Below are 26935 nucleotides of genomic sequence, written 5' to 3' on the forward strand. Positions count from 1 at the left end.
ACGCCGAGGGTGATGAACAGCTCGCCGACGACGACACCGACGCTGTCCTTGGCCGCCTTCGCCTCCCTCGCCGCACGACGCGCCTCCACCCGCGACAACGGGCGTGCGGGAGCGGGTCCGTTGCCGCCGCGCCGTCCCGAAGCAGGAGCGCTCCTGCGGCCCTTGCCGCGGCGGCCCCGCTGGGCGGCGGCACGCCGGCGTTCGGCCCGCCCGGGCCCGGGCAAGGGCTCCGTGCGCGCGGGGGCCGATCCGGAGCGGCCGCCGGTGGGGTGCGGGACGTCGTACGCGGGGTCGTAGGAGGGTTCGTGGGAAGGGGTGTGGGGAGCGTCGTGGGGAGCGGAGTGGGGGGTGTCCTGCCATGGCATGAAGTGCTGCCTCCCGATATCTATGGCATAAACAGGAACTGTATATGCATGCCTTGCGGAGGCAGCGGGCCGCGCCGCCGGACGCGGCTTCGGGGGCGGGCACCGGACCTCCCCCTGGCATACGGGTGCGCACATGCGGGCGCCCCGCACCGGAAGTCCGGTGCGGGGCGCCCGTCGGTCCGTCAGTACAGGTTGCCGTACGTCTGGAAGCCGTGGCCGATCTTCACCCGCGGGCCGATCGCGGAGCCGGTGCCGCTGCCCAGGTAGCGGTACAGGTCGCCCGCCGCGTTCACCGCGAGGAGGTCGGCGCGGCCGTCGCCGCTGAGGTCACCGGGGGCCGCCAGCTTGGTGTACGTGCCCCAGCCGCCGCCGATCCTCACCCGGCCGGCGAACGGAGCCGTCGCGGAGCCCGTACCCCTGTACAGGAACAGGTTGCCGGAGCCGTCACGGGCGAGGACGTCCGCACGGCCGTCGCCGGTGTAGTCACCCGCGCCGAGGATCTGGTTGTACGCGTTCCAGCCGGAACCGACCCGGACGCGGGAGGCGAAGCCCGTACCGGCGCCGTTGCCCCGGTACAGGTACAGGACACCGGACGTGTCACGGGCGAGCAGGTCCGACTTGCCGTCGCCGGACAGGTCGCCGGGGCCGACGAGCCGGTTGTAGACCTGCCAGCCGCCGCCGAGGTCCTCCTTGTTGGAGGTGTTGTACAGGTGGCCCTGGTAGACGTACAGCAGGTCGGGGAGCGTGTTGCCGTCCAGCGCGTAGGAGAGCGAGATGTCCGCACCCGCCCAGCCGCCGGTGTCGCTCACCTGCTCGCGCGCGGCGAGCCTGCCGTTGTTGAGGCCGCGGTACCAGAAGAGGGTTCCGGCCTTGTCGCGGGCCATGAACAGGGTCTTGCCGACGGAGGGGACGTTGCCCGCCCCGCCGAACTGCTCCACCTTGTTCCAGGCGGTGCCGGCCTGCGCCCGCGCCGTGAACGTCCCGTTGCCGCGGCCGTAGTAGGCCCACAGGGTGCCGTTCAGGTCGCGTGCGAACAGGTCGGCGCGGCCGTCGAGGTTGCGGTCGTCGACGGCGACGATCTGGTTGTAGACCTGCCAGCCGGTGGCGAGCGCCTTGCGCGGCTTGAACGGCGCCGTCCTGTCGCCGGTGCTGCCGTAGAAGTACACCTGGCCGGACGGCGTGCGGGCGAGCAGGTCGCCCTTCCCGTCGCCGTCGTTGTCGCCGAGACCCACGAGCTGGTCGTACGCGCTCCAGCCCGGGCCCACCTTCACGCGGCCGGCGAAGGGCGCCGTCGGCGTCCCGGTCGCACGGTAGAAGTACAGGTCGCCGTTGTGCTGGCGGGCCATCACGTCGGCCCTGCCGTCGCCGTCGACGTCACCGGGCGAGAACACCTTGTTGTAGATGTTCCAGCCGTAGCCCGTCCACCGGAGCGCGCCGGTGGTGCTGGAGGCGTCCCCGTACAGGCGCAGCGCGCCGGTCGCGGAGACCGACAGCACCTCCGGCTTGCCCGTGCCGTTCTGGTCGCCGAGCGGAACGAGGTCGAGGTCGGTGGACGTGCCGGCGGTGGTGAACTCGACGTGCTCCCCGCCCGAGGACGGCGCGACGAAGGTGAAGCCGTTGCGCGTGCGGTGGATCAGGTCGGTCCTGCCGTCGCCGGTCACGTCGAAACGGGGCTTCGGGACGGCCGTGGCCGCGGCGGTACGGGCCGTGCCGGCCGTTCCGTACGCCGTCGGCTCGTCGAGCCCCGGCACCGCCGAGGTCTCGGTCAGCGGCCGCTCCACGACGGGTCGAGGAGCCGGCTCGGCAACGGCGGGCGACGCCGGCAGCATGCCGGCGGAGAGGGCGAGCGCGGTGCAGGTGGTGACACGACCGGCACGCCCGGAGAACGCGGAACGCAAAGATCCCCCCCTGGGGAATATGAACAAGGACCGGAAACAGGAGGGTCCGCGATGCGTCCGCGCGGCCACGGAGACGGGCACGTGCGGACGGCGAACACCCCCCCGGATGTGTAGGCGGAGTGTACGCGCGGGCATGAGCCCAGGAGCAAGTGACTTCTGGAGTCCGTCAGGTCGCCCCGCTCCGTGACGCGCACGCGCCGACGCGCGGGACAGCACACCATGTTCCCGTCCCGGATTCCGGCGCCGTACCGGATTCGTCGGGAACGCGAGCGGAAATGCCCTCCCCGTCTCTTACGCTCCATGGGCTTCGAGACCTAGCCTCACCAGAGCTCACAAGTTACCTGCCAGTCAAGCAATCTGTGATGGGTGCCCTCGGGCCCGGAGGTCGACATGAGTTCCGCGCAGTACCTACTCGAAAGCCGCCCGCACTCCGTGGCGCACCTGTTCCTGGCACGCGTCGGGGCCACCCCCGAACGGGAGGCGTACCGGTACCCCGTGGCCGCCGGCGACGGCACCGAGGAATGGCGCTCGCTGACGTGGACGCAGACGGCGCAGCGGGTCAAGGCGATCGCGGCCGGCCTGCTCGCCCTGGGGCTGCGGACCGAGGAGCGGGTCGCCATCTCCTCCTCGACGCGGATCGAGTGGATCCTCGCCGACATGGGCGTGATGTGCGCGGGCGCGGCGGCGACCGCCGTCTACCCGAGCACCAACGGCGAGGAGACGGCGTACATCCTCGCCGACTCCGGCAGCCGCGCGATCTTCGTCGAGGACGCCGAGCAGCTGGCCAAGATCGTCGCGCACAAGGGCGAACTGCCCGGCCTCGACCACGCGATCCTCTTCGACCCCGCGCCGGACACGGCCGGGACCGAGGGGCTGACCGTGCTCACCCTCGCCGAGCTGGAGCGGCGCGGCGAGGAGCACCTCGCGAAGCACCCCGACGCCATCGAGTCGACCGTCCAGGACATCGCCCCGGAACAGCTCGCCACCCTGATCTACACCTCCGGCACGACCGGCCGCCCGAAGGGCGTGCGTCTGGTGCACGACTGCTGGTCGTACCAGGGAGCCGCCCAGATGGCCACGGGCCTCGTGCTCCCCGACGACGTGCAGTTCCTGTGGCTGCCGCTGTCCCACGTCTTCGGCAAGGCCCTGATCTCCGGCCAGGTCCAGTCCGGCCACGTCATGGCCGTGGACGGCCGGATCGACCGCATCATCACCAATCTGCCCGTCGTCCGGCCCACCATCATGGCTTCCGCGCCACGCGTCTTCGAGAAGGTCTACAACGGCATCGCCGCGCGGGCGCGCGCCGAGGGCGGAGCCAAGTACAAGATCTTCCTGTGGGCGGCCAAGGTGGCCCGCGACTACGCCAGGACCGGCCAGGAACAGATGGTCGCCACGGGCCGGCGCAGGATCCCCCTGTCGCTCACCGTCCAGCACGCCCTCGCCGACAAGCTGGTCTACGGCAAGATCCGGGCCGCCTTCGGCGGCGCACTGCGCGGCAGCGCCTCGGGCAGCGCCGCACTCGCCCCCGACATCGGCTACTTCTTCGCCGGCGCCGGCGTCAACGTCCTGGAGGGCTACGGCCTCACGGAGACCAGCGCGGCCTGCACCGTCAACCCGGCCGACGCCGGCCGCGTGGGCACCGTCGGCAAGCCCCTGCCCGGCACCGAGGTCCGCATCGCCGAGGACGGCGAGATCCTCCTGCGCGGCCCCGGCATCATGCGCGGCTACCACAACCTCCCCGACAAGACCGCCGAGGTCCTGGAGAGCGACGGCTGGTTCCGCACCGGGGACATCGGTGAGATCGACAAGGACGGCTACGTCCGGATCACCGACCGCAAGAAGGACCTCTTCAAGACCTCGGGCGGCAAGTACGTGGCCCCCACCGAGATCGAGAGCCGCTTCAAGGCCGTCTGCCCCTACGCCAGCAACATCCTGGTCATCGGCAACGGCCGCAACTACTGCACCGCCCTGATCACCCTCGACGAGAGCGTGATCATGCCCTGGGCCGCCTCGAACGGCCTCACCGGCCGCGGCTACGCCGACGTCGTCACCTCCCCGGAGGTCCACACCCTCATCGACGGCTTCGTCCAAGGCGTCAACACCGACCTCCAGCGCTGGCAGACCCTCAAGAAGTTCGCCGTCCTGCCCCGTGACCTCGACATCGAGCACGGCGAACTCACCCCCAGCCTCAAGGTCAAGCGCCCCGTCGTCGAACGCACCTACGCCGACCTCGTCGAGGCCATGTACGAGGGTTCCCGCGAGGCATGACACCCCCCCGTCCAGCACGGCGCACCTCACGCGCTCCGTGACGGCACCCGCCGAGGCACACAGCTGACCTCGGCCCACGGACGAAGGACCCCCGCCCGACGGCGCGCGGGGGTCCTTCTGACAGCGGATGCCGCAGGCGGGCGACTGGGGGGCGACCGGGGGCGACCGCTTCGCGGCCTGCCTCGACAGGCCGGCGCCGGTCTGGACGGGCTCCCGGTGCGCCCCGGACGCCGTGCGCTGTCAGTGCTGGTTGCGATCCTGTGCCGCATGGACGAGAAGACCTTCTGGGCGCTCATGGACCGGCTGACCTGTCGCCCGGGGAGCCGGCGTGAGCGGCTGGACCGGTTGCGCGGGGAGTTGCGAGGCCGGACGGCCGCGGAGGGAGTGGAGTTTCAGGCGCTCCTGGAGGCCGCGTGCGCGCGGGTCGCCACGGACGCGCTGTGGCGGGCCGTGCGGCGGATCGAGAGCGGTTTGTGCTCCGACGACGGCTTCGACTACTTCGCGCTCTGGCTGGTGGCCCAGGGACGGGAGACGTACGCGGCGGTGCTTGCCGATCCGGACGCCCTCGCCGACATCGCCGAGGTGCGGGCCCTGGCGGGACGGCACCCGCGCCAGTGGCACGACGACGAGTGGCCGGAATGGGAGGAGCTCGACTACGTGGCCCAGGAGGTGTTCGAGGAGCTGTGGGGCCAGGAGGGCAACGGCGAAGAGGCGTTCCTCGCGGCCTTGGACGCCGTCGAGGAGCGAGGGGCGAAGCCGGAGGAGCGGACCGACACCGCGGAGGCGGCGGTACGGGGTGGGACACCCCGGCTCGACGCCCTCTTCCCGTAGGGGCCGGACTCGCCGGCCGTGACGTGCCACCGGCGTGCACGACGGTGAGGGGGATCCCGGGTTCGACACCGCCGTCCGAGCGGGCGGGCACGTTCACCCGTCCGCACAAGGAGGCACCCGTCCGCGACCAGGAGGCACCCGTCCGCACAAGGGCGTACCCGTCCGCGACGAGGACGCACCCTCCCCGTCCACGGCCGCGCACCCCGCCCCTCACGATCTCCGGCCGGGAAAATTCCGCTCCCGCTCCTGGGGGTGATGCATACGCTGCCCTCATGGCTGATCCGAAGACGACCGCGACCGACTGCGACCGGCTGGCCGAGCTCGTGGCGCCGCCTGCCGCACCCGTGGACGCCCACGGCGACTGGACCGCTGCGGAGACGGGGATCGGCACGCGGCTTCCCGGCGACTACCGGCAGCTCGTCGAGACCTACGGGTGGGGAGAGTTCTGCGATTTCCTCTACCTCCGGACACCGTTCGGCACGAGTGAGCACAACGGCGTCGAGTGGCAGAGCGCACGCCTCACGGGCTCTCCCGAACGGGACCGCGACCGCTACCCGTATCCGCTGCACCCCGCTCCTGGCGGGCTGCTCGTCTGGGGCACCACCGCGGATGCCGACCGCCTGTGCTGGCTGACCAAGGGGTCCCCTGACGACTGGCCCGTCGTGGTGTGGAGCAGCGAAGACCGGTACGAGACCCACCCCTTGAGCGCGTCGGCCTTCATCGAAGGCTGGGCCGACGGGCAGGTCACCTCCCGCCTCCTTCCGGACATGGAGCCGGGCCCGATGCCGTGGTTCAACGCCTTCCGTCCCCGCGTCCACCGGTGCCTGCGTCTGTCCGAAGGCCCCGCGGCCCACCCCGAACGTCTGCGGCGCCTGCTCGACGCACTGGCTCCGACCACGGACAGGGGGTCGTGGCGCTCCACGTCCGACGAGATGGGACAGGACCACTTCGCGACCGCCGACACCGACTGGCTGCTCACCTACGACGCGTCCCGCCCCCACCAGATACGGATCGGTTTCCCGCCCGAAGACAGCGAGCAGGTCCGGCAGCGTCTCTTCGCCGCCGCTCGGCTGATGGGGTGTGAGGTTCTCGAGATCACGACCGCGGCCGGAAGCGCCCTGCCGACGTGGGACACCGTCACGGACGAGGACACCCCGTGAATCCGCCCCCGGACGGGGCCGGCCCGGTCAACTCAGCAGCGCGGCCGTGAACGTCTCACGGCGGTCCGCCAGCCAGGTCTGCGCGCGATCCCAGCGCTCCCAGCCACCACGCTCGGCCAGTGCCTGGAGGAAGACGGGGTCGCCATCGGCCACACGGCGGGCGACGAAGGCCCGGCAGACCGCGGTGGCCTGCTCGATGACACCTGGCAGATCGGCGCGCTCTCGCTCCGGAAGACCGTAGCCGTCGGCGAGGATCCGCAGCCGCGCGGCCGCGTCCAGTCCCGCGGGGTAGGAGACGGCGGCGGACGCGGGATCGACCATGGGCACCCAGTAGCGGGCGGTCATGGCGAGGTCCCAGAGGGGACGTCCCGGCGCCGCCAGGTCGAAATCGATCAGCGCGGCGGCCCGGCCGTCGCGGAAGACGACATTGTCCGGGCACACGTCGTTGTGACACAGCATCGTTCCCCCCTCCGGGTCGGCGAGGTCTGCGGGCCACTCGGTGCGGGTGTCGACCGGGATGGCACCACTCGCCTCGTGCAGGCGCCGCAGCAGATGTCCCACCGACTCCAGAGCGGTTCCCGTCATCGCCCAGTCCTCGAAGGGCGGGAGAGCCACGTCGCCGGGGACGAAGGTCAACTGTTCGCGGCCGTCCGCGGTGAGGCCGACAGGGGCCGGCGCCGCGTCGAAGCCGTGCTCCCGCAGTGCCCGGAGATAGGCATGCAGGGCAGGCGCGTGGTGCGGCGCGGGACGTACCACCAGCGCACCCTGGCGGAAGACCGCACCGGTGTTCATCATGCCGCCGGCCAGCGCCTCGTCCTCACCCGTCATGACGCTCACGCTACCGCCGGACCGGTGGCGCGCGGCCCCGTTCCCCACCTCACCTCATCGGCACCGTCCGAGCCGTGAGGGAGGGCGCGGCCGGAAGAGCCGGCAGAGGAACGCCGGCACCAGCGGCTCCGTGAGGGCGCGTACGGGGCGGGCGAGGCTCCCTGGCACGATGGCGCCATGGTCATCGGCATGTCTTCCCCGCTTCCCGGTCCCGCGGGCGCCGCCGCTCACGCACGCGCCCTGCACGACCGTCCTGACGCGCACCTGGACACGCCCGCCCTGCTCGTCGCCCCGTACCCGCCCGGCTCCGGACGTGTCGTCCGGCGCGAGGCGGTGCGGCCGGTCTACGAAGCGGTGGCGGCCGAACTCGGCGAGCCCACGTTGTACGGCGGCTCGGCCGCCGGCCCCAGCGTGCGCTGGCACACCGGGGCGTATGTGGTGCTGCTGGCGGGTGGTCCTCAGGGAGCCACCCTCTCGGTGCACACGGCATCGGACCTGCACGGACGCGAGTACTCCGTCGTGGAGTCGGGGTCGGTCGGCTGGCGGACGGACCAGCCGCACGGCTTCGACGCGCTTCCCTACCTCTGGCTGCTGCACCGGGGACCGGAGCGGCACTGGCCGGCCTTCCGCTGGGACGGTCACCACACGGCCGCGTCCTGGGACCATCTGGAGTCGTCGCTCGAACTGCTCCTGGACTCGTGGATGGAGCAGCTGCCGGTGCAGGTGCCGGGGGACTGGGCGTCGTTCGTCGTCGGGTGTGCGCGGGACTGGCCGCGGCACCTGCGGGTGGGGTACAGCCAGGACCGGGGGCAGCTGTCGCTGATGGTGGACCACCGGACCACGGCCGAGGAGCCGGGCCTGGACGAGACCATGCGGGAACGGGGCTGGCAGGTGTGCGACGGCGGCTGGTGGCGGTCGGCGTTCGCGGACGAGGACCCCGAGGCCGCGCGGTCGGCGGCCCGGCTGCTGGTCGCCGACGTCCGCGGCCGTGGCTCGGTCTGCCCGGACGAGCTCGTGGCCTGGGAACTCACGGTCAACGACCGCGGCCGGCTGTGGCTGCCCGGCATCGGCATGCCGGTGAACTGAACCCGGCCGGCCCCCGGGACGGCGGTCCGCCGGGTCCCCCGGCCACGAACCCCGGCCGCCCCACCCGAACGCGGCGGCGATGCGGCGTGCGGTACCGGCTCTTCGACGAGCCTACGAAGCCTTCCGGGAGCGGGGCGAAGTCCCCGACGACGGCGAAGGGCCGGCACTTCGCTGTGCACTGACGGATCTCGGGGCCCGCGAGGCAGTGATCCCGCCCCGGTCCGCCGAACTGCGGGCCTCGCTCGACAACCTGACGATCGACGCCTCGGATCTGTGAGCGGCCTCCAGGCGGCCCGGAGCCCCTTCATCGGTCGAGCAGCCGTGGACGCGGGGCCCCACCCGTGGATTTCGCGTCGGTGCTGTCGGTGCTGTCGGTGCCGTCGGTGCCGTCGGTGCCGACCGGGCCGCCGGGAAGCAGCCGGTCCAGCCACGTCGGCAGCCACCAGTTGGCCCGGCCGAGGAGCGTCATGGTCGCCGGTACCAGCACCATGCGGACGACCGTGGCGTCGATGAAGATCGCGGTGGCCAGGCCGAGTCCGAACATCTTGGTGGAGGGGTCGTCGGCGACGGCGAAGGACAGGAAGACCGCCACCATGATGAGGGCGGCCGAGGTGATGATCCGGGCGGTGCCCGAGACGCCCTCGACGATCGCGGTGCGGTTGTCGCCGGTGCGCTGGTACTCCTCGCGTACGCGGGAGAGCAGGAACACCTCGTAGTCCATCGACAGGCCGAACAGGATGGCGAAGAGGAACATCGGGATGAACGAGACGATCGGAACCGTCGCTTCCAGCCCGATGAGCGCGCCTCCCCAGCCCCACTGGAAGACCGCGACCATGATCCCGTAGGACGCGCCGATGCTCAGCAGGTTCAGCAGTACCGCCTTGAGCGGTACGAGGATCGAGCGGAAGGCCAGCATCAGCAGCAGGAACGACATGGCCAGCACGGTGGCGACGAACGCCGGGAGGCGTTCGCTGGTGCGCTGGCCCACATCGGAGAGGCTCGCGGCGGCGCCGCCCACGTGCGCCTCGGCCGGGCCGTGCCCGATCGCCGCGGGCAGCACGTCGGTGCGCAGCCGGGCGATGGTGTCGGCCGTGGCCTTGTCCTGAGGGCCGGTGGCCGGGAGCACCACGAGGGTCGCGATGCCGGTGGCCCGATCGACGTGCGCCGGCGCGACCGATGCGATGCCCGGATCCGCCGCGACCGCCCCGGCGAGACGGTCCAGCGCTCCCGGATCACCGGTGGGGTCCGCGGCGATGACGAGGGGACCGTTGGTGCCCGGGCCGAACCCCTCGGCGACGAGGTCGTAGGCCCGGCGCTCGGTACGGCTCTGAGGCAGTGAGCCGTCGTCGGGCAGGCCGACGCGCAGGCCGAGCACGGGCAGCGCCGCCGTCAGCAGCAGCCCCGCCGCGCCGACCGCGTACGGCACCGGGTGCCGGCTGACGTGCCCGATCCAGCGCCGCCACCCGGCGGCGGGGGCGGCGCCCGCCGCCAGGTCCCGCCGCCGTGCGAGTCGGCCGAGCTTCCTGGTCCGCAGAGCCCGGCCGATCCGGCCGGCCCGGGCCAGGCGTGGGCCGGCGGCACCGAGGAAGGCCGGCAGGAGCGTCACCGACGCGGCCACCATGATCAGAACGACGATCGAGACGGCGAACCCGCCCACCGTCATGAAGGGCACGTTCGCGACCGCCAGGCCGAGGATCGACACGACGACGGTGCCGCCGGCGAAGACCACGGGCCTCCCCGCCGTGGCCACCGCTCGCCCCGCCGCCTCGCGGGGGTCGAGCCCGCGCGCGAGGTACTCCCGGTGCCTGGCGAGCACGAACAGCGCGTAGTCGATGCCCACTCCGAGCCCGACCATGCTGCCCAGGACAGGGGCGAAGGTCGGGACGTCCGTCACCCCCGCCAGGACCGTCATCGTGGCGACCCCGACGGTCAGCCCGAAGACCGCCATGCCGATCGGCAGCGCGGCGGCGACGAGCGAACCGAACGCGAGGAACAGGATCGTGGCCGCGGCGAGGAGCCCGATCAGCTCGCTCGTGCCGCCGTCGGGGTCGGAGAAGGCGTAGAAGAGGTTCCCGCCCATCTCGATGCGCAAGGGCAGTTCGGCGCGCAGCCGGTCGCCGAGTGCGACGAGGGCGTCGAGGTCTTCGGCCGACAGCCGGCTCTGGTCGGGGTACTGCACCCGGACGACGGCGATCCGCCCGTCGGCCGAGACAAGGCCGCCGCGCACGGTGGCGTCCCCGCCTGCCTTGAGTGCTCCCGCCGGGTCGCTCGTGCCGAGCACGTGCGGCAGCCGCTGCACCTCGGTCTGGAGCCGCGTGAGAGCGGTGCGCGCGCTGTCGTGGCCGAAGAACGTCGCACCGCCGTCGAGGGGGGTGACGACCACCTGGGCGGTCATGCCCTCCTGGCCGGTGCCGGCCCGCTCGATCAGTTGCGCGGCCCGCTGGGAGTCCAGTCCCGGAGCGGTCATCGAGTCCGCGGTCCGCCCGCCGATGGCGATCGCGGCGAGGACGGCGAGCGTGGCGGCGATCAGCCATGCCACGATCACCCGCCAGGGATGGCGGGCGGCGCTTGTGCCCAGGCGCAACAGGGCTTTCGAGAGCATCGGGTCCTCCAACCACCTCGTCGGCCGTCCTTGTACGGCCTCCGATGCCGAGGTTCGTCGCCGCGGCGCTCCGTGGCATCGGCTCGCGGGCCGCGGATCCGTCGGCCCCGGGGCCGAGTGACACCCCGTACTTTCGGCCGATGCGGGGCACGGAGCGGCCCCTAAGCTGAAACCGTGCTGCGAGACGACCTGCGAACCCTGTGGACCGAACCCCGGCCGCCCGACGCGCCCGCCCGGGTGTGGCGGGACTGGGCGCTGCTCGCCGTGAGCCTGGTCGCCGTGGTGCTGGAGGCCACCCTGCGCGAGAACGTCGTGTGGCGGCCGGTGGTGGTGGTCTTCGCCGTCTGTACGTGCCTGCTGCCCCTGTGGCGCCGGACCCACCCACTGGCGATGGTCACGCTGGGGTTCGGCTCGGTGATCCTGCTCCAGCTGGCCTCGCTGGTCGCCGCGCCGGGCGAGCACGTCGGCCTGGACACCGGCATGGTCGTGCTCGTGCTGGTGTACGCGCTGCCCCGGTGGGGATCGGGACGGGAGATCGTGCTGGGCGGCGCGGTGATCCTCACGGCCTTCGTGCTGGGTGTCGTCGCGGACGACATCCCGGCCGCCGAACAGGTCGGGGGCTTCGTCTTCCTGTCGCTGCCCGGCTTGATCGGGGCCGCCGTGCGGTTCTGGGGGACCGCCCGCGAGCGGCAGTTGGAGCAGGTGCGTTCCCGCGAGCGTGAGCAGCTTGCCCGGGAACTGCACGACACGGTGGCCCACCACGTCTCGGCCATGGTGATCAGCGCCCAGGCGGGCCGGGTGCTCGCGGGCACCGACCCGTCCGCCGCCGTCGAGGCGCTGGAGGGGGTCGAGGAGGAAGGGGCGCGCACCCTGGAGGAGATGCGCGCGATGGTCGCCGCGCTGCGCGACCGCGGGGCCGGCGCCGAGCTGACGCCGCCTGCCGGTGTCGCGGATCTGGAGCGCCTGGTGCGCACCCCGGGCGGCCGCCTCAGGGTCGACCTGGGCCTCGACGGCGAACTGGACACGCTGCCCCCGGCCGTGGACGCGGCCGTCTATCGCATTGTGCAGGAGTCGGTGACCAACGCCATGCGCCATGCGGTCAACGCGACCGAGGTCGTCGTCCGGGTCACCGCGGAGCGGCACACGGTACGGGTGAGCGTGCGCGACAACGGCCAACGCACCGGCCGAGGCCGTGCCGGGTACGGACTCACCGGACTGCGCGAGCGCGCGACGCTCCTCGGAGGCACACTGCAAGCCGGCCCCGGCACCGACCAGGGCTGGCATGTCGAAGCCGAACTGCCGAGAGGGAGGACCGAGAGCGGTGCCCATCCGCGTCCTCGTCGCTGACGACCAGACCATCATCCGCACCGGGCTGCGGATCATGCTGAACGCCCAGTCCGGCATCGAGGTGGTCGGCGAGGCCGCCGACGGGCGGGAAGCGGTACGTCTGGCCCGCGAACTGCGCCCCGACGTCTGCCTGTTCGACATCCGCATGCCCGTGATCGACGGGCTTGAGGCCACCCGGATGGTCGCCGGCCCGGGCGTCGCCGACCCGCTGGCCGTGGTCGTCATCACCACGTTCGACCTCGACGAGTACGTCTACGGCGCGCTGCGTGCCGGCGCCCGCGGATTCCTTCTCAAGGACACGGGACCGGACCTTCTGGCCCAGGCCGTACGGTCGGCGTCCGGCGGTGAGGCGCTCATCGCGCCCAGCGTCACCGTCCGTCTGCTCCAGGCGTTCGCGGACGTGCCCGCCGGCCGGCCCGTGGCCCAGCCGGTCTCACCCGTCACCGCCCGCGAGGAGCAGGTGCTCCTCGCCGTCGCCCGCGGGCTGACCAACACCGAGATCGCCGACGCGCTGCACATCAGCCTCAGCACGGTGAAGACACATCTGGCCAGCCTGATGGCCAAACTCGGCGCCCGCAACCGGGTCGAGATCGCGATGTGGGCCTACGAGACGCGCCGTATCCTCCCTGGAACCTGAGCCGGGTGCGGGGCCATGCCCCTGAGCCCCCGCCCGGACGTCAGACATCGAGTCTCGGCGGGCGCGGCGTGTGCCGTCGCCTGGATGCCCGCTCGGGGAGGAGGCGGGCCCTGATCGCGCGGTCGGGGCCGTGCCCTTTTCCGGGGCGGGCACCGCCGCGACAGTGCCGAGGGACGGGCCTACCCTGAAGTCATGGCGACGGTGCAGGTCAGTGGGCTGGAGGTCGCTTACGACCGCGCGGGCGAGGGGCCGCCCGTGGTGTTCTTGCACGGTGCCGCGTCCGACGCCCGCCTGTGGCGGCCGCAGCTGGACGTACTGGCGGACGCGTTCACGGTCGTGGCGTGGGACGAGCCCGGAGCGGGCCGCTCCTCCGACCTGCCCGGCTCCTACGGCCTTCCGGACTACGCAGACTGCCTGGCCGCGGTCGTGGAGTCGCTGCGGCTCGGTCCCGCGCACATCGCCGGTCTGTCCTGGGGAGGCACGCTCGCCCTGGAGTTCTACCGCCACCACGCGGACCTCGTGACGACGCTGATCCTCGCCGACACCTACGCGGGCTGGAAGGGCTCTCTGCCGGCGCGGGAAGTGCAGGCGCGGGTCGAGGGCGCGCGCCGGATGCTGGCCGCGCCGCCGGACGAGTTCGATCCGACGCTGCCGGGGCTGTTCGCCGGCGAGCCGCCCGCCGCGTACGTCCCGCTGCTGGACGCGATGTCGGCCGCCGTACGCCCGGACACCCTCCGTGCGCAGCTGCTCCTCATGGCCGAGGCGGACCAGCGGGATCTCCTGCCCACCGTCTCCGTACCCACCCTGCTGCTCTGGGGAGAGCAGGACGTCCGCTCGCCACTGGCCGTCGCACGGCAGTTCCAGGAAGCCATCCCGCATGCCGAACTCGTCGTCGTCCCCGGCGCGGGACACGTCAGCAACCTGGAACGACCCCAGGAGTTCAACCGTGCCGTGCGCGGCTTCTGCCACGCCCACTCCTGAGCCGGCGGCCGGGGCACGCCCGTCCCGCTCAGAACATGGTGTTGTCGTTCATCGAGGTGACGGGGACGGTCTGGAGGACGTCCTCGTGCTCGACGATCCTGCCCTCGGCGTCGAAGCGGAAGATGTCGATGCCCGCGTACTCCGCGTCGCCGGGCCAGGTCTGGTGGCAGTGCAGGATGCACGGTGACGACCACGTGCGCCTCGTCGTGTGGTGCGACAGCTGAGCAACCCGCTGCGGCCGCGCATCGCCGCCACCCGGATGCGGATCGGCCGGCGTGCGGTGTCTCGCGCACGCGAGAGGGTCTCGGCGCGCGGACGGCCGGCGTGCGGCGGCCCGCCGGACTGTGCGGTGTCCCCGGGCCCTGCCGACCGCGCGCGGCTTTCAGTCCCGCTGCGTCGCGTCGATCTCGGCGACGAGGCCCTCGATGAGGCCCTTGATCTCGTCGCGGATGGGGCGTACCGCTTCGACGCCCTGGCCGGCCGGGTCTTCGAGGGTCCAGTCGAGGTAGGTCTTGCCGGGGAAGTACGGGCAGGCGTCCCCGCAGCCCATGGTGATGATGTAGTCCGATGCCTGGGCGGCCTCGATGGTGAGGACCTTCGGCTTCTGCTCGGAGATGTCGATGCCGAGCTCGGCCATGGCGGCGACGGCGGAGGGGTTGATCCGGTCGCCCGGGAGGGAGCCGGCGGAGCGGACCTCGACGCGGTCTCCGGCGAGGTGCCGCAGGAACCCGGCGGCCATCTGGGAGCGGCCGGCGTTGTGGACGCAGACGAAGAGCACGGAGGCGAGCGGAGCGGTCATCGGTTCTTCCTCAAGGGGCAGGGGCGGTATGGCGGGGTGTGGTGCACGTGATCACGAGGTGGCCGCGCACGGACAGCACCCGTGTCCGGTCGCCGTCCGGAGCGGGTGCCGGACGTGGGCGAGAGGCCCGGCCGCGAGGCCCGCGACGTCCGAAGGGCCGCGACGTCCCGCGGTGGGACCTCGTCGGGGAGGGGCCGAGGGCGGGGGAGCGGCCATGCCGGGAACCCCTTTCCGGCGGGCTCGGAGACGAATCAGCCCCAGCTGGTGTCAGCGGCGGGTGATGTGACAGTATCAGTCCATGCTGACGTCAGTCGACACTGAGTTGTTGAAGGTCCTCGCCGACCCGCTGCGGCTCCAGATCGTGAACCTGCTCGCCCGCGAGACGCTGTGCACCACGCACCTGGTCGAGGAGACCGGGGCCAGACAGACCAACCTCTCCAACCACCTCAAGGTGCTGCGGGAGGCGGGCGTGGTGGAGACGGAGCCGTGCGGCCGGTTCACGTACTACCGGCTGCGGCCCGACGTCATCGAGCAGCTCGCCGGCCAGTTCGCCGGCCTGGCCGCCACCGCCCGTGCCCACGCCGATGCCAAGAGGTCCTGCCCGTGACCCTCCCCGCCCCCACGACCGCACCTCCCGAGCCGTCCGTGGTCGCGAAGCTGTCGACGCTCGACCGCTTCCTCGCGGTCTGGATCCTCCTCGCCATGGCACTGGGCCTCGGCCTCGGGCGGCTGATCCCCGGCCTGAACGACGCCCTCGCCCAGGTCGAGATCGGCGGCATCTCGCTGCCGATCGCCGCCGGCCTGCTGATCATGATGTACCCGGTCCTCGCGAAGGTCCGCTACGACAAGCTTGACGCGGTCACCGGTGACAAGAAGCTCATGGTGTCGTCGCTGGTCGTCAACTGGGTCCTCGGTCCCGCGGTGATGTTCGCCCTGGCGTGGATCTTCCTGCCCGACCTCCCCGAGTACCGCACCGGCCTGATCATCGTCGGCCTCGCGCGCTGCATCGCCATGGTCATCATCTGGAACGACCTCGCCTGCGGCGACCGCGAAGCCGCAGCCGTCCTGGTCGCCCTGAACTCGGTCTTCCAGGTCATCGCGTTCGGCCTGCTCGGCTGGTTCTACCTCGACATCCTCCCCGGCTGGCTCGGCCTGGGCGAGGGCGAGACGCTCGACATCTCGATGGGGAAGATCGCGCTGAACGTGGTCATCTTCCTCGGCGTCCCGCTGCTCGCCGGCTTCCTCACCCGCCGCATCGGCGAAAGGAAGATGGGCCGCGAGTCGTACGAGGCGAAGTTCCTGCCGAAGATCGGCCCCTGGGCGCTCTACGGCCTGCTCTTCACGATCGTCATCCTCTTCGCCCTCCAGGGGAAGACGATCACCTCGCAGCCCCTCGACGTCGCCCGCATCGCACTCCCCCTCCTCGTCTACTTCGCGATCATGTGGTTCGGCACCTTCGCGCTGGGCAAGGCGATCGGCCTGGCCTACGACCGCACCGCCACCCTCGCCTTCACCGCCGCCGGCAACAACTTCGAGCTCGCCATCGCCGTCGCCATCGCGACCTTCGGCGTCACCAGCGGCCAGGCCCTCTCCGGTGTCGTCGGCCCCCTGATCGAGGTCCCGGTCCTCGTCGCGCTCGTGTACGTGTCGCTCGCCTGGCGCAAGAAGTTCGCCCACGCCCAGCGGTAGGCACCGGCACGCGTCACCACCGAGGTGCTCCGCCCCACCGACGCGAGGGGGGGCACCCTCGCCGAGAAGGGAATCCCGGGCATGACCCAGCATCAGGCTGCCGACACGGTCGTCATCGGCGGCGGTCAGGCCGGGCTCGCCGCCGGCTACCACCTGCGCCGCCTCGGGATCGACTTCGTCGTCCTCGACGCCCAGGCCGCGCCGGGCGGTGCCTGGCAGCACACCTGGGACTCCCTCCACCTGTTCTCCCCGGCCGCGTACTCCTCCCTGCCGGGCCGTCTCATGCCCCCGCAGGAAGGGGAGACGTACCCCGACGCCGCCCACGTCGTCGACTACCTGACCGACTACGAGCAGCGCTACGCCCTCCCGATCGTCCGGCCCGTCCGCGTCGAGGCGGTGCACCGTGACGGCACCCATCTGCGGGTCGAGACCGGCGCCGGAAACTGGCGGGCCCGTACGGTGATCAGTGCCACCGGCACCTGGTGGCGGCCCTTCCTGCCCGCCGTCCCGGGCCGCGCCGACTTCAAGGGGATCCAGCTCCACACGGTGGAGTACCGCAGCCCGGCCGACCTGGCCGGACAGCGCGTGATCGTGGTCGGGGGCGGCAACTCCGGCGCGCAGATCGCCGCCGACCTCGCGTACGAGACCGACCTCACCTGGGCCACCCTCCGCGAGCCCCGCTACCTCGCCGACGACATCGACGGCCGCGCCCTCTTCGACCACGCGACCGCCCGCCGCCGCGCCCTCGACGAAGGCCGCAGCGACACCGGCGGCGTCGCCTCCCTCGGCGACATCGTCGCCGTCCCTCCGGTCCGTACGGCTCGTGACGCCGGCCTCCTCAAGGCCCAGCCGATGTTCACCCGGCTCACCGCCACCGGCGTGGAGTGGCCCGACGGCACCCGCGCGGACGCGGACGCGATCGTCTGGTGCACCGGATTCCGCCCCGCCCTCTCCCACCTGGCCCCGCTCGGGCTGCGCGGGCCCCGAGGCCACCTGCTTACCACCGGCACCCAGGCCATCGGCGAACCCCGCCTCCACCTGCTCGGCTACGGCGACTGGACCGGCCCCGCCTCCGCCACCCTCATCGGCGTGGGCCGCCCCGCCCGCGACGCCGCCCGCGCGATCGCCGCACTCCTCGGGAACGCCTGAGCGGCCCGCGCACCGAGGTGAGCGGGCCACGGATCGTGTCGCCCCGCACCGCCCGCCGACGGTGAAGGAGCCGGCGGTCACTCCGGCTCGCGGACTGCCGCCACGGCCTCCCGCACGTCCGCATCCGGGTCGTCGGCGAGGCCATCCAGCAGTTCCGAGACCCCGGGGGTGGACCAGTGGGCGACGGCCCACACCAGCCCTTCCCGCACCCGGGGGTCGGGGTGGCCGGCGAGGCGGATCAACCGGTCGAGCGGGCCGCGCCGGCGCCTTCCGAACCAGTACAGCGCCTCGCGCAGCGCGACCGGATCCCCGGGGTTTCCGGCCTCGACCCGGGCGAGCAGCGCCGCGACGGGCGGCGGCGGCCCGTCCAGGGGGTGCGGCAACCGCTCAGCCAGACGCCGCGCCCCGTACCCGCCTCGTACCCGGCACCCGGCGCAGGTGCAGGGACGTACCCCGTGCGCGTCCGGCAGGTACCGCCAGCCTGCCACCTGCGGTGCGGAGCGGATCCGGTGCACCTCACGCGGCCGGATCGCCCGGGGGACGAAGACCTCCCACCCGCGGGGGTCGTCCAGAGCCGCGATCCGCCGCACCGCCTCCGCCGCGGAAACCTCGGCCTGGGAACCTCGCGCCCGGTCGGAATACCGCCCGACCAGCACGTCCTGGGCGTCGTCGAGTCGTACGTGGACCGCCACGAGCCCGCCCCGGCTTCCGAAGCGGGCCAGCTCGCGCAGCCATTGATGGGTGAGGGTGTACGACGGCAGGACCGGGAAGCAGTACACCCCGCGTGCGTTGCCCTGTCCGTGGCTGGCCGCCCGGATCCCGGACCGTCGGATGCGCGGCGCGTTCGCCGCTGAGGTCAAGTGAACGAAGATCGCCATGACAGGGGATGGTAGATGCCCCTCGACTCCGCCGCCGTCATGGCCGTGAAGGGGTATGCGGTGGTGCGGGAGCTCACTGAGGTGTGGGGCAAGGGGGTGGGGAACTCCCGCGCGAGCCACGTCGCACCGTGGCGGCCGACCGTCCGACGGCCGGCGCGCCTGATCGGTCACCCGCACCGGGACGGTGCGGGTGACCGATCCGCGTGGGGTGTGTCCGCCAGATCTTGATGGAGAACCGTCAGGAGGCGCGGGACCAGAGGGTTCGAGTCGTTCTTGCGCCAAGCGACGGCGACTCGTGTCCGGACGATGTCGGGCTCGATCCTGCGGAAGGCAACGCCTTTGAGGCGGATGCGCCGGATGCTCTCCGGGGCGATCGACACACCCAGTCCGGTCTCCACCAGGGCGCACACGGTCTGCCATTCCACGGCGTGCTGAGCCACCTGAGGGGTGAAGCCCGCCGTGACGCACAGGCCGGCGATCTGGTCGTACAAGGGGGGCCCGACGGTGCGCGGCAGGAGCACGAAAGGACAGTCCGCCAACTGGTCGACGCGCACGGCTCGTTGTCGCGCCAGCGGGTGCGCGGACGGCAGGACGGCCACGAACGGCTCGGTCAGGACCGTGGCGAAGCCGAGGTCGGCGTCGTCGGGAGGCTCGCGCAGCAGCCCGATGTCGATGATCCCCTCCCGCAGAGCGGCCAGTTGGGGCGTGGTGGTCATTTCCCGGATGTCCAGCTCCACGGCCGGAGACCGTTCCCGGAACGTGCGCAGCAGCCCGGGGAGGACTGTCAGGGCGAGGGAGGCGGCGAAGCCGATCCGCAGACGTCCGGCCCTTCCGCTGCCGACCTCGCGGGCTGCGGCCAGGCCGTCAGCGAGGCCGATGAGGGCATGCCGGGCGGCGGGGAGGAGTTCCCGGCCCGTCGGCGTGAGGGCGACGCGCCCCGGTTCGCGGCTGAACAGAGCGTGGCCGACCTTGTCCTCCAGACGGCGGATCTGCTGGCTCAGCGGCGGCTGGGCGATGCCCAGAAGAGTGGCGGCGCGGCCGAAATGGAGCTCCTCGGCGAGCACGACGAAGGCGTGCAGCTGCTGCAGGGGAAGTTCAGGACGCTTCATACGCCTAGAGGTATCACCCCTTACCCGAAGTGGTATTAGACGTATCTGTGCTGGTCACCTAGCGTTCGGCGCATGACGGAGCGACGTTCCATCCTCAGCGGCTCGACGTTCGAAGAGCAGATCGGATACGCCCGCGCGGTGGTCGACGGCGACTGGGTCCATGTGTCCGGGACGACCGGGTTCGACTACGCCACGATGACGATCTCCGAGGACGTGGGGGAGCAGGCCGAACAGTGCCTGCGCAACATCGAGACCGCGCTGTCCGAAGCCGAGTGCACCCTCGCCGACGTGGTGCGGGTGCGCTATCTGCTGCCCGACCGAGCCGACTTCGAGCCGTGCTGGCCGGTGTTGCGTCGCGCCTTCGGCCAGGTCCGGCCGGCCGCCACGATGCTCGTGTGCGGGCTCGCCGATCGCCGCATGAAGATCGAGATCGAGGCGTACGCACGGCGGCCCGCGGCGTCACCACCGCGCGGCCGGATCCGGGGCGGTGATCGCGCTGATGTCACCGGCGCTTGACCTCAACCTTGGTTGACGTAGGAGGGTCGTGTCATCGAACAGCGAGACGAGGAGATTCCGATGGCACAGCCCAAGATTCTGGTGACCGGCGCGACGGGGAAGGTCGGCGGCGCACTGGTGGCCCAACTGCACGCGGCCGGCGTGCCCGTGCGGGCGCTGGTGCGAGGGGAGTCCGACTTCCCGGAGAGTGTGCAGGCGGTGCGCGGCGATCTCGGTGATCCCGCCTCGCTCGGCACGGCGCTGGAGGGCGTCGAATCGGTCTTCCTGGTGTGGCCGTTCCTGAGCGCAGAGGGCGCGTCGGACGTGATCGACACGATCGCGAAGCACGCCCGGCGGGTGGTGTACCTGTCGTCCGCCGGGGTCGGGGGCGAGCAGGAGGAGCCGGGCGAGGCGATCACCATGTTCCACACGGAGCTGGAGCGGCTGGTCGAGGCATCGGGACTGGAGTGGACGGCGCTGCGGCCCACCGGGTTCGCGAGCAACACGCTGGGCTGGACGGACGAGGTCCGCACCGCCGGCGCGGTCCGGGCGCCGCTGGCAAGGCTGGCCCGTCCGCTGATCCACGAGGCGGACATCGCCGCGGTCGCCGTTCAGGCGCTGACGACCGACGCCCTGCTCGGCGCCCGCCCCCTGCTCACCGGTCCCGAACTGATCACCCAGGAACAGCAGGTGGCCCTGATCGGCGAGGCGATCGGGCGGCCGGTGCGGTTCGAGGAGATCGCGATGGACGAGGCCGCCGAACAGATGAAGGCCGCGGGCTACCCGGCAGAGCTGGTGGAGGCCGTGCTGCCGGCCCAGGCGGAGATGCTCGACAATCCGGAGCCGGTCAACGGCGAAGTGGAACGCATCACGGGCACCCCGGCCCGATCCTTCCGGGAGTGGGCGGTGGACCACGCGGCGGACTTCCACTGACCAGGACGTCCCTCTGCCTTGACCTGCCGAGACGGCTCCGGCCGTCGCCGGAGGGCGGGTTCGGGAGAGCGGCTGCGATCCTGGGCGAGCGGCAACGGGGGAGGAACCCGAGCGCACGGGAAGGCCCATAGCATTTCGAGGTCGTTCATGGCGGTCCGGGACGGATGAGTCCCGGACCGCCATGGCAACGCGCCCACAGTCCCGTCGGAGGCGAGCGATGGCACAGCGTCGGAGCACATACAGGACCCTCGTCATGCCTGATTACGGTGGATTCGATCTCTACGACGCGGAATTCGACGTTCGTGACCATGGCCTGATCACATCGGCGCGCGCTCGGGGGGTCGCAGGAAACGGGCGGGAGGTCTGTGTCGTCTGCGCCCAGGCCCGATTCCCCGTGGAACTCGTGATCGAGACCTGGACGGCGGAACCGGTCCTCCTCGGCGACTGCGAGGGCCATCAGGACATGCGGATGGAGATTCCTACCGGACTCCTGGTCATCTCGGAACGCACTCGGGGCGCCTGGGACACTCCTGTCCCGAAGGGAACGTACGGGTCGCGCATGTCCTTCTCCGGCCGGAGCGCAGCCCGCGCCATGGCCGACGAGCCGGTCGCGTCCGCGCTGCCGGCGCGCCATGCGGGAACGGAGCGATACGTCTTTCAGATGTGGCCGGCGTAGGGAGGTGTCACTTCGGCGGCGGTCGCTCGTCCGTCGTCTCCAGCGACACCATTCGGGACGGAAGACCGTGTTCCACAGCGCGACGGGCACCTCGCATCTGTCGCCGGCAGACCAGTCATGAGTACAGGTACTCATGACTCGTGTCCCGTGTCCTGTGATGCTGCCTTCTCCATGTCCCCTTGATCGAGGAGCAGTTGTGGTACGTGCGAGGAAGAGCGTGACCGTGGCGATCCTGGCCGCCTGCGCACTGGCAGGGACGAGCGCCGCACCTGCCGCGGCGATCACAGGGCTTCTCCCTCACCCCGGGCCGGACGGCCTGGTGTGGGTGGAGGAGATGACGGGCGACGGGGGCGTCGTGTCCGGTGGGGCATGGGAAGGGCTGCCGACCGTGCTCACCGTGGCCTGTGAAGGAGGCGGCAGCGTGCAGGTGACCATGCGGCAGGAGTCGCAGGTCGCCGCGTTCACCGTGGACTGTCCTGCCGGCAGTGGGGGTGTGGGTTCGGTGGCCATGGCCCCGGGGGTGGTGAAGTCCGGTTCCTTCAGCGTGGGGATCGACGCCTCCCACGACGACATCCGCTGGGCCTTGACCGTCACACAGCCCGAGTAGCCCCGGCGCAACCCCGTGGGCCAGACGTCCCGGTGCGGTGTGTCGGCAGCGCCGCGCTGAGCCGAGTCCGCCGTGCTCGTGGACACCGTCGTCTTCACCCTCGCCGAACCCCCACGTCGCCAAGGCGGGCGCGACGGAACGAGCCTTCCCGGGCGGCCGCAAGGGCACGGCGCCGCCGATCCGGCGGCCGGCGACGGCGTTCACGCGGTGCCGGCGGCCCGGCTCCGGGAGGCCGCCAGTTGGGCCGTCGCCTTGTCCAGGAGGGTGTCGAGCACGATCGGATAGGCGCTGAGATTCATCCGGTCCGCCAGCAGATGCGCGGTGGCGGCGATGTGGGGATGGGTCTCGGAGGGCAGGCGGGCGTAGGTGGAGGTCCACATGGACTCGTCCGCCTGCCTGGCCTCCTCCTTGATGGCCAGGGCGCCCGCGTCGAGGGAGGCGAAGGCCAGCGCCAGGTCGATGAAGGCGTGGTACAGCCCCACGGCCTCCGCGTCGCCGAAGCCCGCGCCGCGCAGGATTCCCAGGATGGTCTCGTCCACCTCGATCTCCCGGGGGCGGCCGGTGACGCGGCTGGCGGTCAGCAGTGCGGCCTGGGGGTGCGCGAGGTAGGAGGCGTGGATGGCCAGCCCCAGGGAGCGCAGGTCGGCACGCCACGTACCGGTGGCCGACCAGCTGTCCAGGGCCCGCCCCATCAGCTCCTCGCCGATGGCCCGGGTGAGCCCGTCCAGTCCGGCGAAGTACCGGTAGATCGTGCTGGGGTCCGCGCCCAGAGCGGCGCCGAGTCTCCGGGCGGTCAGTCCGGCGCTCCCGTGCTCGCGCAGCATCCGCAGCGCCGTCTCCACGATGTGCCGCTCCGAGAGCACGGTGCCCTGCCGGGTCGGCCGTCGTCGGCGCCGTTCCGTCTCCGGAACCACCTTCTTCGGCATCGTTCCACCACCTCGCCGTTCCTTATGCCAACGCCGTAGACCTTAACCGGGCGGATCGTGTTGCATCGAGGTGTTCCCGCGTTTGCGCCGGGACCGCCTCGACGAAATGGTGTGTGACATGCGTGTACTTCTCGTGGGTGCGGGCGGTGTCGGAACCGCCGTCACCCGCATCGCGGCCCGACGCGGCTTTCTGACCCACATGGTCGTGGCCGACTACGACCCGGCTCGCGCGGAGGCCGCCGTGGCCGCGCTGGACGACCAGGAGGGCCGTTTCAGCGCGCGCCGCGTGGACGCTTCCGACGAGTCGGCGGTCCGTCGCCTCCTCAAGGAGGAGAACTGCGACGTGCTGCTGAACGCCACCGACCCCAGGTTCGTGATGCCGCTGTTCGGCGCGGCGCTCGCCGCCGGCACGCACTACGTCGACATGGCGATGTCGCTGTCCGTGCCGCACCCGACCGACCCCTACGCACAGTGCGGGGTCAAGCTCGGCGACGAGCAGTTCGCCCAGGCCGGGGCATGGGAGAAGGCCGATCGCCTCGCTCTGGTCGGCATGGGGGTGGAGCCGGGCCTGTCGGACGTGTTCGCCCGGTACGCGGCGGACGAGCTCTTCGACGAGGTCGAGGAGATCGGCGTCCGCGACGGAGCGAACCTCACCGTGGAGGGCTACGACTTCGCCCCCTCCTTCAGCATCTGGACCACCATCGAGGAGTGCCTCAACCCGCCCGTCGTGTACGAGAGGGGGCGGGGCTGGTTCACCACGGCCCCCTTCAGCGAGCCGGAGGTCTTCGACTTCCCCGAGGGCATCGGCCCGGTGGAGTGCGTGAACGTCGAGCACGAGGAGGTCCTCCTCATGCCCCGCTGGCTGGACGCGCGCCGGGTGACCTTCAAGTACGGACTCGGCGACGACTTCATCGCCAAACTGAAGACCCTCCGCGATCTGGGACTCGACTCCACGACCAAGGTCACCGTGCCCGGCCCGGACGGGCCTCTCCAGGTCTCCCCGCGCGACGTGGTCGCCGCCTGTCTGCCGGACCCGGCCACCCTGGGCGACCGGATGAAGGGCAAGACCTGCGCCGGCACCTGGGTCAAGGGAACCAAGGACGGCGCCGACCGGGAGGTCTACCTCTACCACGTCGTCGACAACGAGTGGTCGATGCGCGAGTACGGTTCCCAGGCCGTGGTCTGGCAGACCGCCCTCAACCCGGTGATCGCCCTGGAGCTGATCGCGGACGGCACATGGAAGGCGAGCGGCGTTGTCGGCCCCGAAGCGCTGCCGCCCCGGCCGTTCCTCGACCTCCTCGGCGTGTACGGCGCGCCCTGGGGCCTGCGCGAGGAGCGCTGACCCGCTCGCCCCGCCCCCGCCCCCGCCCCCGGCCTCGTCTCCGCCGCGTGCCGGTGCCCGCCCCCGCCGGGCGGCGGGGGCGGGACGGGGGCGAGGTCGGTCAACGGTCCTGGGAGAGTTCCAGGAGCTCGGCGAAGGTCCCGCCACCATGGGCGAGGTCGTCGTACCGGCCTTGCTCGGTGATCCGGCCGTGCTCCATCACGACGATGTGATCGGCGATCCTGGTGTTCTCCAGGCGGTGGGTGACCACGATCGTGATGCGGTCGGCGGAGATGGCCCTGATCCGCTCGAAGATCTGGTGTTCGCCCCGGGGGTCCATCTGGGAGGTCGGCTCGTCGAGGATCAGCAGCTCGGGCCGGCGGTACAGCGCCCTGGAACAGGCGATGCGCTGCCACTGACCCCCGGAGAGCTCCGTCCCGCCCCAGAGGTCCCGGGCGAGGAGGGTGTCGAGGCCCGTGGGGAGGTCTTCGACGACATCGCGCAGACCGACCGCGTCCACGGCCTCCCACACCAGGGCGTCGTCGTGGGTACGGGGCTGGCCGAGGGTCACGTTCTCGCGGACGCGCAGCGGCCACTGCGCGAAGATCTGCGGCACCAGACCCGTTCGGGCCCACACCGTGGCGGGGTCCACCCCGGAAAGATCGCTGCCGTTCCACGAGACCGTGCCCTTGTCCGCCAGGTAGACCCCGGTCAGCAGACGGGTGAGGGTGCTCTTTCCGGATCCGTTCGCGCCCACGATCGCGAGGATCTGCCCGCGCCGCAGGGCCAGCGAGACGCCGTCGACGGCGGGCCTGTCCTTGCCCGGGTACTGGTAGACGACCTCGTCCAGACGGATCTCGTCGACCGGTGCGGCGAGGCGGCGGTGACCGCGCCGGGGAGCGCGGGCGGTGGCGTCGTCGAGGAAGGACTGCATGTCGCCGAGGTACAGGCTGGTGTGGAACACCGCGGCGCCGCCCACGACCACCTGGGACAAGGCGGCGAGCGTCGTCTGGACGGCGATCACGGCCGTCGCGGCGACCGCGAGGTCGATCCGGCCGGAGACCGCCAGCCACGCCAGAGCGCCCCACGTCGCCACCAGGAAGAAGCCGCCGGTCAGCGCGGACAGCAGAGCGATCCGCAGGGTCCGTGGCGCGGCGGCCAGGGTGCGCCGGTCACACCGGTCGGAGAGCGCCCGGTACCAGTGGACGAGGTAGTCGGTCATCGAGTTCGCGCGGACCTCGTCGCTGTACTTGGACTCGGTCGCCCACCAGCGCATCATCCCCCTGCTGTTGCGGTCCGCGATGTTGCCGTAGTGGATCTCGTAGTCGACCCGCGCGTTCAGCACGGCGCCGACACCGGCCGGCAGCACGGCGAGCAGGAGCAGCGGCAGCATCAGCGGATTGAGCGCCGACAGCACACCGCCGGCGGTGACCATGCGGATCACCGCCGACACGAACCGCTGCGCGTCGGCCACCATCACATGGGTCCGCATCACCCCCATCTCGGCCGCCTCGCGCCGGTCCGCGAACCCGTCCTCCGCGTACGCCACCGCCTCCACCCGGCACACCGCCTCGACCAGGGCCGAGTCCGTCTCCGTCGTCAGCCGCGGCGTGATCCGCCGCTCGGCGTACCCGGCCACCGCCCCCGCGCCCCGGGCCAGCGAGGCGGCGAGCGCCACCACCAGGATCGCCGGCAGCGCGCCCCGCAGCCGGTCACCGGCGGAGCCCGCTCCGAGGACGGGTTCCATGGCGCGGGCGGTGGCGGTCAGCAGCACGGCGGCCGAGACGCCCGTGACCAGCTGGCAGCCGGCGAGGAGCTGCACGGCACGACGGTCGATCCGCCACGACAGCCGTGCGATGCGGCCGAGGGCGGAGGGAATCCGTGCGCACATGCGCCGGAAGGAGACCTCGGCGAGCGGATTGATGGCGTACTGCCCGGTGTAGGTGATCTCCGCCGGCGGAGGTGGGGGCGGGGGCGGAGGAGCTGCGGAGTTCTGCTGCTCGTTCATGGGGGTCGAGGTCAACGGCGGGTCCTCCTGGACGGTCGTCGCGTGTGGTCGGAAAGCTCAACGACCCCGCCGTGATATCGAACTGGTGTTTTTCGGACGCTGTCGGTTCCCCGGGATTCGGCGCGTGTCGGAGGATGGGGGATGCATCGATCCGTATCACCCAACGAGGGTGAGGAGAGTGGTGGTTGGCCGAAACGCCGATGGCGGCGATCGCCCGACCGTCTTGTGTCTCCCGGGCCGTGGCCCCGACGTCCTTCCGTCGCCCGTGCCGCCCCGGCTTCGGATCTCGGTGGCTTCACGTTCCGGTGGCTTCGAGCGGTGGCGGACGGCCCGGAGACGGCG

General features: G+C 71.9%; 24 protein-coding genes and 1 pseudogene. 16 read left to right on the forward strand and 9 right to left on the reverse strand.

Features of this window, described 5'->3' with window-relative positions:
* Both ACFVU3_RS38975 and ACFVU3_RS38980 read right to left on the reverse strand, forming a co-directional pair.
* Nucleotides 1–365, reverse strand: a pseudogene (locus ACFVU3_RS38975) (class E sortase); the annotation flags it as partial.
* 182 nt (nt 366–547) lie between these two features.
* A complete protein-coding gene (locus ACFVU3_RS38980) occupies nt 548–2263 on the reverse strand; it encodes an FG-GAP repeat domain-containing protein (protein ID WP_390073538.1) in 1716 nt (571 codons plus the stop codon).
* A 390-nt stretch (nt 2264–2653) separates the two neighbouring features.
* On the opposite strand from ACFVU3_RS38980, the gene ACFVU3_RS38985 reads away from it, so the two are divergent.
* From ACFVU3_RS38985 to ACFVU3_RS38995, 3 genes are all read left to right on the forward strand, one after another.
* Complete coding sequence (locus tag ACFVU3_RS38985) at nt 2654–4531, forward strand: AMP-dependent synthetase/ligase (protein ID WP_390073539.1); 1878 nt, start codon at nt 2654–2656, stop codon at nt 4529–4531.
* Nucleotides 4532–4798: 267 nt separating this feature from the next.
* Nucleotides 4799–5362, forward strand: a complete 564-nt coding sequence (locus ACFVU3_RS38990; RefSeq protein ID WP_390073540.1) for a DUF4240 domain-containing protein — start codon at nt 4799–4801, stop codon at nt 5360–5362.
* 272 nt (nt 5363–5634) lie between these two features.
* The gene (locus ACFVU3_RS38995) at nt 5635–6522 is read left to right on the forward strand and encodes an SMI1/KNR4 family protein (protein WP_390073541.1); all 888 of its coding nucleotides are present in this window, start codon (nt 5635–5637) and stop codon (nt 6520–6522) included.
* Nucleotides 6523–6549: 27 nt separating this feature from the next.
* On the opposite strand, the gene ACFVU3_RS39000 is transcribed toward ACFVU3_RS38995, so the two are convergent.
* On the reverse strand, nt 6550–7350 hold the full coding sequence (locus ACFVU3_RS39000; RefSeq protein ID WP_390073542.1) for a phosphotransferase enzyme family protein: 801 nt from the start codon (nt 7348–7350) through the stop codon (nt 6550–6552).
* A 189-nt stretch (nt 7351–7539) separates the two neighbouring features.
* Between ACFVU3_RS39000 and ACFVU3_RS39005 the strand changes: the two genes are divergently transcribed.
* On the forward strand, nt 7540–8436 hold the full coding sequence (locus ACFVU3_RS39005; protein WP_390073543.1) for a hypothetical protein: 897 nt from the start codon (nt 7540–7542) through the stop codon (nt 8434–8436).
* A gap of 304 nt (nt 8437–8740) precedes the next feature.
* Here the strand turns inward: ACFVU3_RS39005 and ACFVU3_RS39010 are convergent, their stop codons facing one another.
* A complete protein-coding gene (locus tag ACFVU3_RS39010; RefSeq protein ID WP_390073544.1) occupies nt 8741–11038 on the reverse strand; it encodes an MMPL family transporter in 2298 nt (765 codons plus the stop codon).
* Between the two features lie 174 nt (nt 11039–11212).
* On the opposite strand from ACFVU3_RS39010, the gene ACFVU3_RS39015 reads away from it, so the two are divergent.
* The 4 genes from ACFVU3_RS39015 to ACFVU3_RS39030 all read left to right on the forward strand — a co-directional run bounded on the left by ACFVU3_RS39015 (nt 11213) and on the right by ACFVU3_RS39030 (nt 14227).
* On the forward strand, nt 11213–12385 hold the full coding sequence (locus ACFVU3_RS39015) for a sensor histidine kinase (RefSeq protein WP_390073545.1): 1173 nt from the start codon (nt 11213–11215) through the stop codon (nt 12383–12385).
* Nucleotides 12360–13022: a response regulator gene (locus ACFVU3_RS39020; protein WP_390073546.1), complete on the forward strand. Its 663-nt coding sequence runs from the start codon at nt 12360–12362 to the stop codon at nt 13020–13022. Before ACFVU3_RS39015 ends, ACFVU3_RS39020 begins: the two co-directional genes overlap by 26 nt.
* Nucleotides 13023–13214: 192 nt before the next feature.
* Nucleotides 13215–14003 (forward strand): alpha/beta fold hydrolase, encoded by a 789-nt coding sequence (locus tag ACFVU3_RS39025; protein WP_390073547.1) that lies wholly within the window; start codon nt 13215–13217, stop codon nt 14001–14003.
* Between the two features lie 35 nt (nt 14004–14038).
* Complete coding sequence (locus ACFVU3_RS39030) at nt 14039–14227, forward strand: hypothetical protein (RefSeq protein ID WP_390073548.1); 189 nt, start codon at nt 14039–14041, stop codon at nt 14225–14227.
* 158 nt (nt 14228–14385) lie between these two features.
* On the opposite strand, the gene ACFVU3_RS39035 is transcribed toward ACFVU3_RS39030, so the two are convergent.
* Nucleotides 14386–14802, reverse strand: a complete 417-nt coding sequence (locus tag ACFVU3_RS39035) for an arsenate reductase ArsC (RefSeq protein WP_390073549.1) — start codon at nt 14800–14802, stop codon at nt 14386–14388.
* Nucleotides 14803–15100: 298 nt separating this feature from the next.
* On the opposite strand from ACFVU3_RS39035, the gene ACFVU3_RS39040 reads away from it, so the two are divergent.
* From ACFVU3_RS39040 to ACFVU3_RS39050, 3 genes are all read left to right on the forward strand, one after another.
* A complete protein-coding gene (locus tag ACFVU3_RS39040; RefSeq protein WP_390073550.1) occupies nt 15101–15409 on the forward strand; it encodes an ArsR/SmtB family transcription factor in 309 nt (102 codons plus the stop codon).
* Nucleotides 15406–16491, forward strand: a complete 1086-nt coding sequence (gene arsB, locus ACFVU3_RS39045) for an ACR3 family arsenite efflux transporter (protein ID WP_390073551.1) — start codon at nt 15406–15408, stop codon at nt 16489–16491. The genes ACFVU3_RS39040 and arsB overlap by 4 nt, the downstream gene beginning before the upstream one ends.
* 81 nt (nt 16492–16572) lie before the next feature.
* Entirely contained in the window at nt 16573–17640 is a 1068-nt protein-coding gene (locus ACFVU3_RS39050; RefSeq protein WP_390073552.1) for an ArsO family NAD(P)H-dependent flavin-containing monooxygenase, read from the forward strand.
* 77 nt (nt 17641–17717) lie between these two features.
* On the opposite strand, the gene ACFVU3_RS39055 is transcribed toward ACFVU3_RS39050, so the two are convergent.
* Together ACFVU3_RS39055 and ACFVU3_RS39060 are read right to left on the reverse strand one after the other, a co-directional pair.
* Nucleotides 17718–18518: a HEAT repeat domain-containing protein gene (locus ACFVU3_RS39055; protein WP_390073553.1), complete on the reverse strand. Its 801-nt coding sequence runs from the start codon at nt 18516–18518 to the stop codon at nt 17718–17720.
* A 167-nt stretch (nt 18519–18685) separates the two neighbouring features.
* Nucleotides 18686–19627 carry a LysR family transcriptional regulator gene (locus tag ACFVU3_RS39060; protein WP_390073554.1) on the reverse strand — a complete coding sequence of 314 codons (942 nt, stop codon included), beginning with the start codon at nt 19625–19627 and terminating at the stop codon, nt 18686–18688.
* 72 nt (nt 19628–19699) lie between these two features.
* Between ACFVU3_RS39060 and ACFVU3_RS39065 the strand changes: the two genes are divergently transcribed.
* From ACFVU3_RS39065 to ACFVU3_RS39080, 4 genes are all read left to right on the forward strand, one after another.
* The gene (locus tag ACFVU3_RS39065; RefSeq protein ID WP_390073555.1) at nt 19700–20143 is read left to right on the forward strand and encodes a RidA family protein; all 444 of its coding nucleotides are present in this window, start codon (nt 19700–19702) and stop codon (nt 20141–20143) included.
* A 60-nt stretch (nt 20144–20203) separates the two neighbouring features.
* Entirely contained in the window at nt 20204–21055 is an 852-nt protein-coding gene (locus tag ACFVU3_RS39070; protein WP_390073556.1) for an NAD(P)H-binding protein, read from the forward strand.
* Between the two features lie 253 nt (nt 21056–21308).
* Nucleotides 21309–21731, forward strand: a complete 423-nt coding sequence (locus ACFVU3_RS39075; protein ID WP_390073557.1) for a hypothetical protein — start codon at nt 21309–21311, stop codon at nt 21729–21731.
* 217 nt (nt 21732–21948) lie between these two features.
* A complete protein-coding gene (locus tag ACFVU3_RS39080) occupies nt 21949–22338 on the forward strand; it encodes a hypothetical protein (RefSeq protein ID WP_390073558.1) in 390 nt (129 codons plus the stop codon).
* A gap of 200 nt (nt 22339–22538) precedes the next feature.
* On the opposite strand, the gene ACFVU3_RS39085 is transcribed toward ACFVU3_RS39080, so the two are convergent.
* Complete coding sequence (locus ACFVU3_RS39085; protein ID WP_390073559.1) at nt 22539–23264, reverse strand: TetR/AcrR family transcriptional regulator; 726 nt, start codon at nt 23262–23264, stop codon at nt 22539–22541.
* Nucleotides 23265–23382: 118 nt separating this feature from the next.
* On the opposite strand from ACFVU3_RS39085, the gene ACFVU3_RS39090 reads away from it, so the two are divergent.
* On the forward strand, nt 23383–24606 hold the full coding sequence (locus ACFVU3_RS39090; RefSeq protein ID WP_390073560.1) for a saccharopine dehydrogenase family protein: 1224 nt from the start codon (nt 23383–23385) through the stop codon (nt 24604–24606).
* 100 nt (nt 24607–24706) lie between these two features.
* Here ACFVU3_RS39090 and ACFVU3_RS39095 read toward each other — a convergent pair whose 3' ends face one another.
* Nucleotides 24707–26593, reverse strand: coding sequence for an ATP-binding cassette domain-containing protein (locus ACFVU3_RS39095; protein ID WP_390073561.1), 1887 nt, complete (start codon nt 26591–26593; stop codon nt 24707–24709).
* Between the last annotated feature and the right edge of the window lie 342 nt (nt 26594–26935).

Source organism: Streptomyces sp. NPDC058052, from assembly GCF_042885515.1.
Classification (GTDB): Bacteria; Actinomycetota; Actinomycetes; order Streptomycetales; family Streptomycetaceae; genus Streptomyces.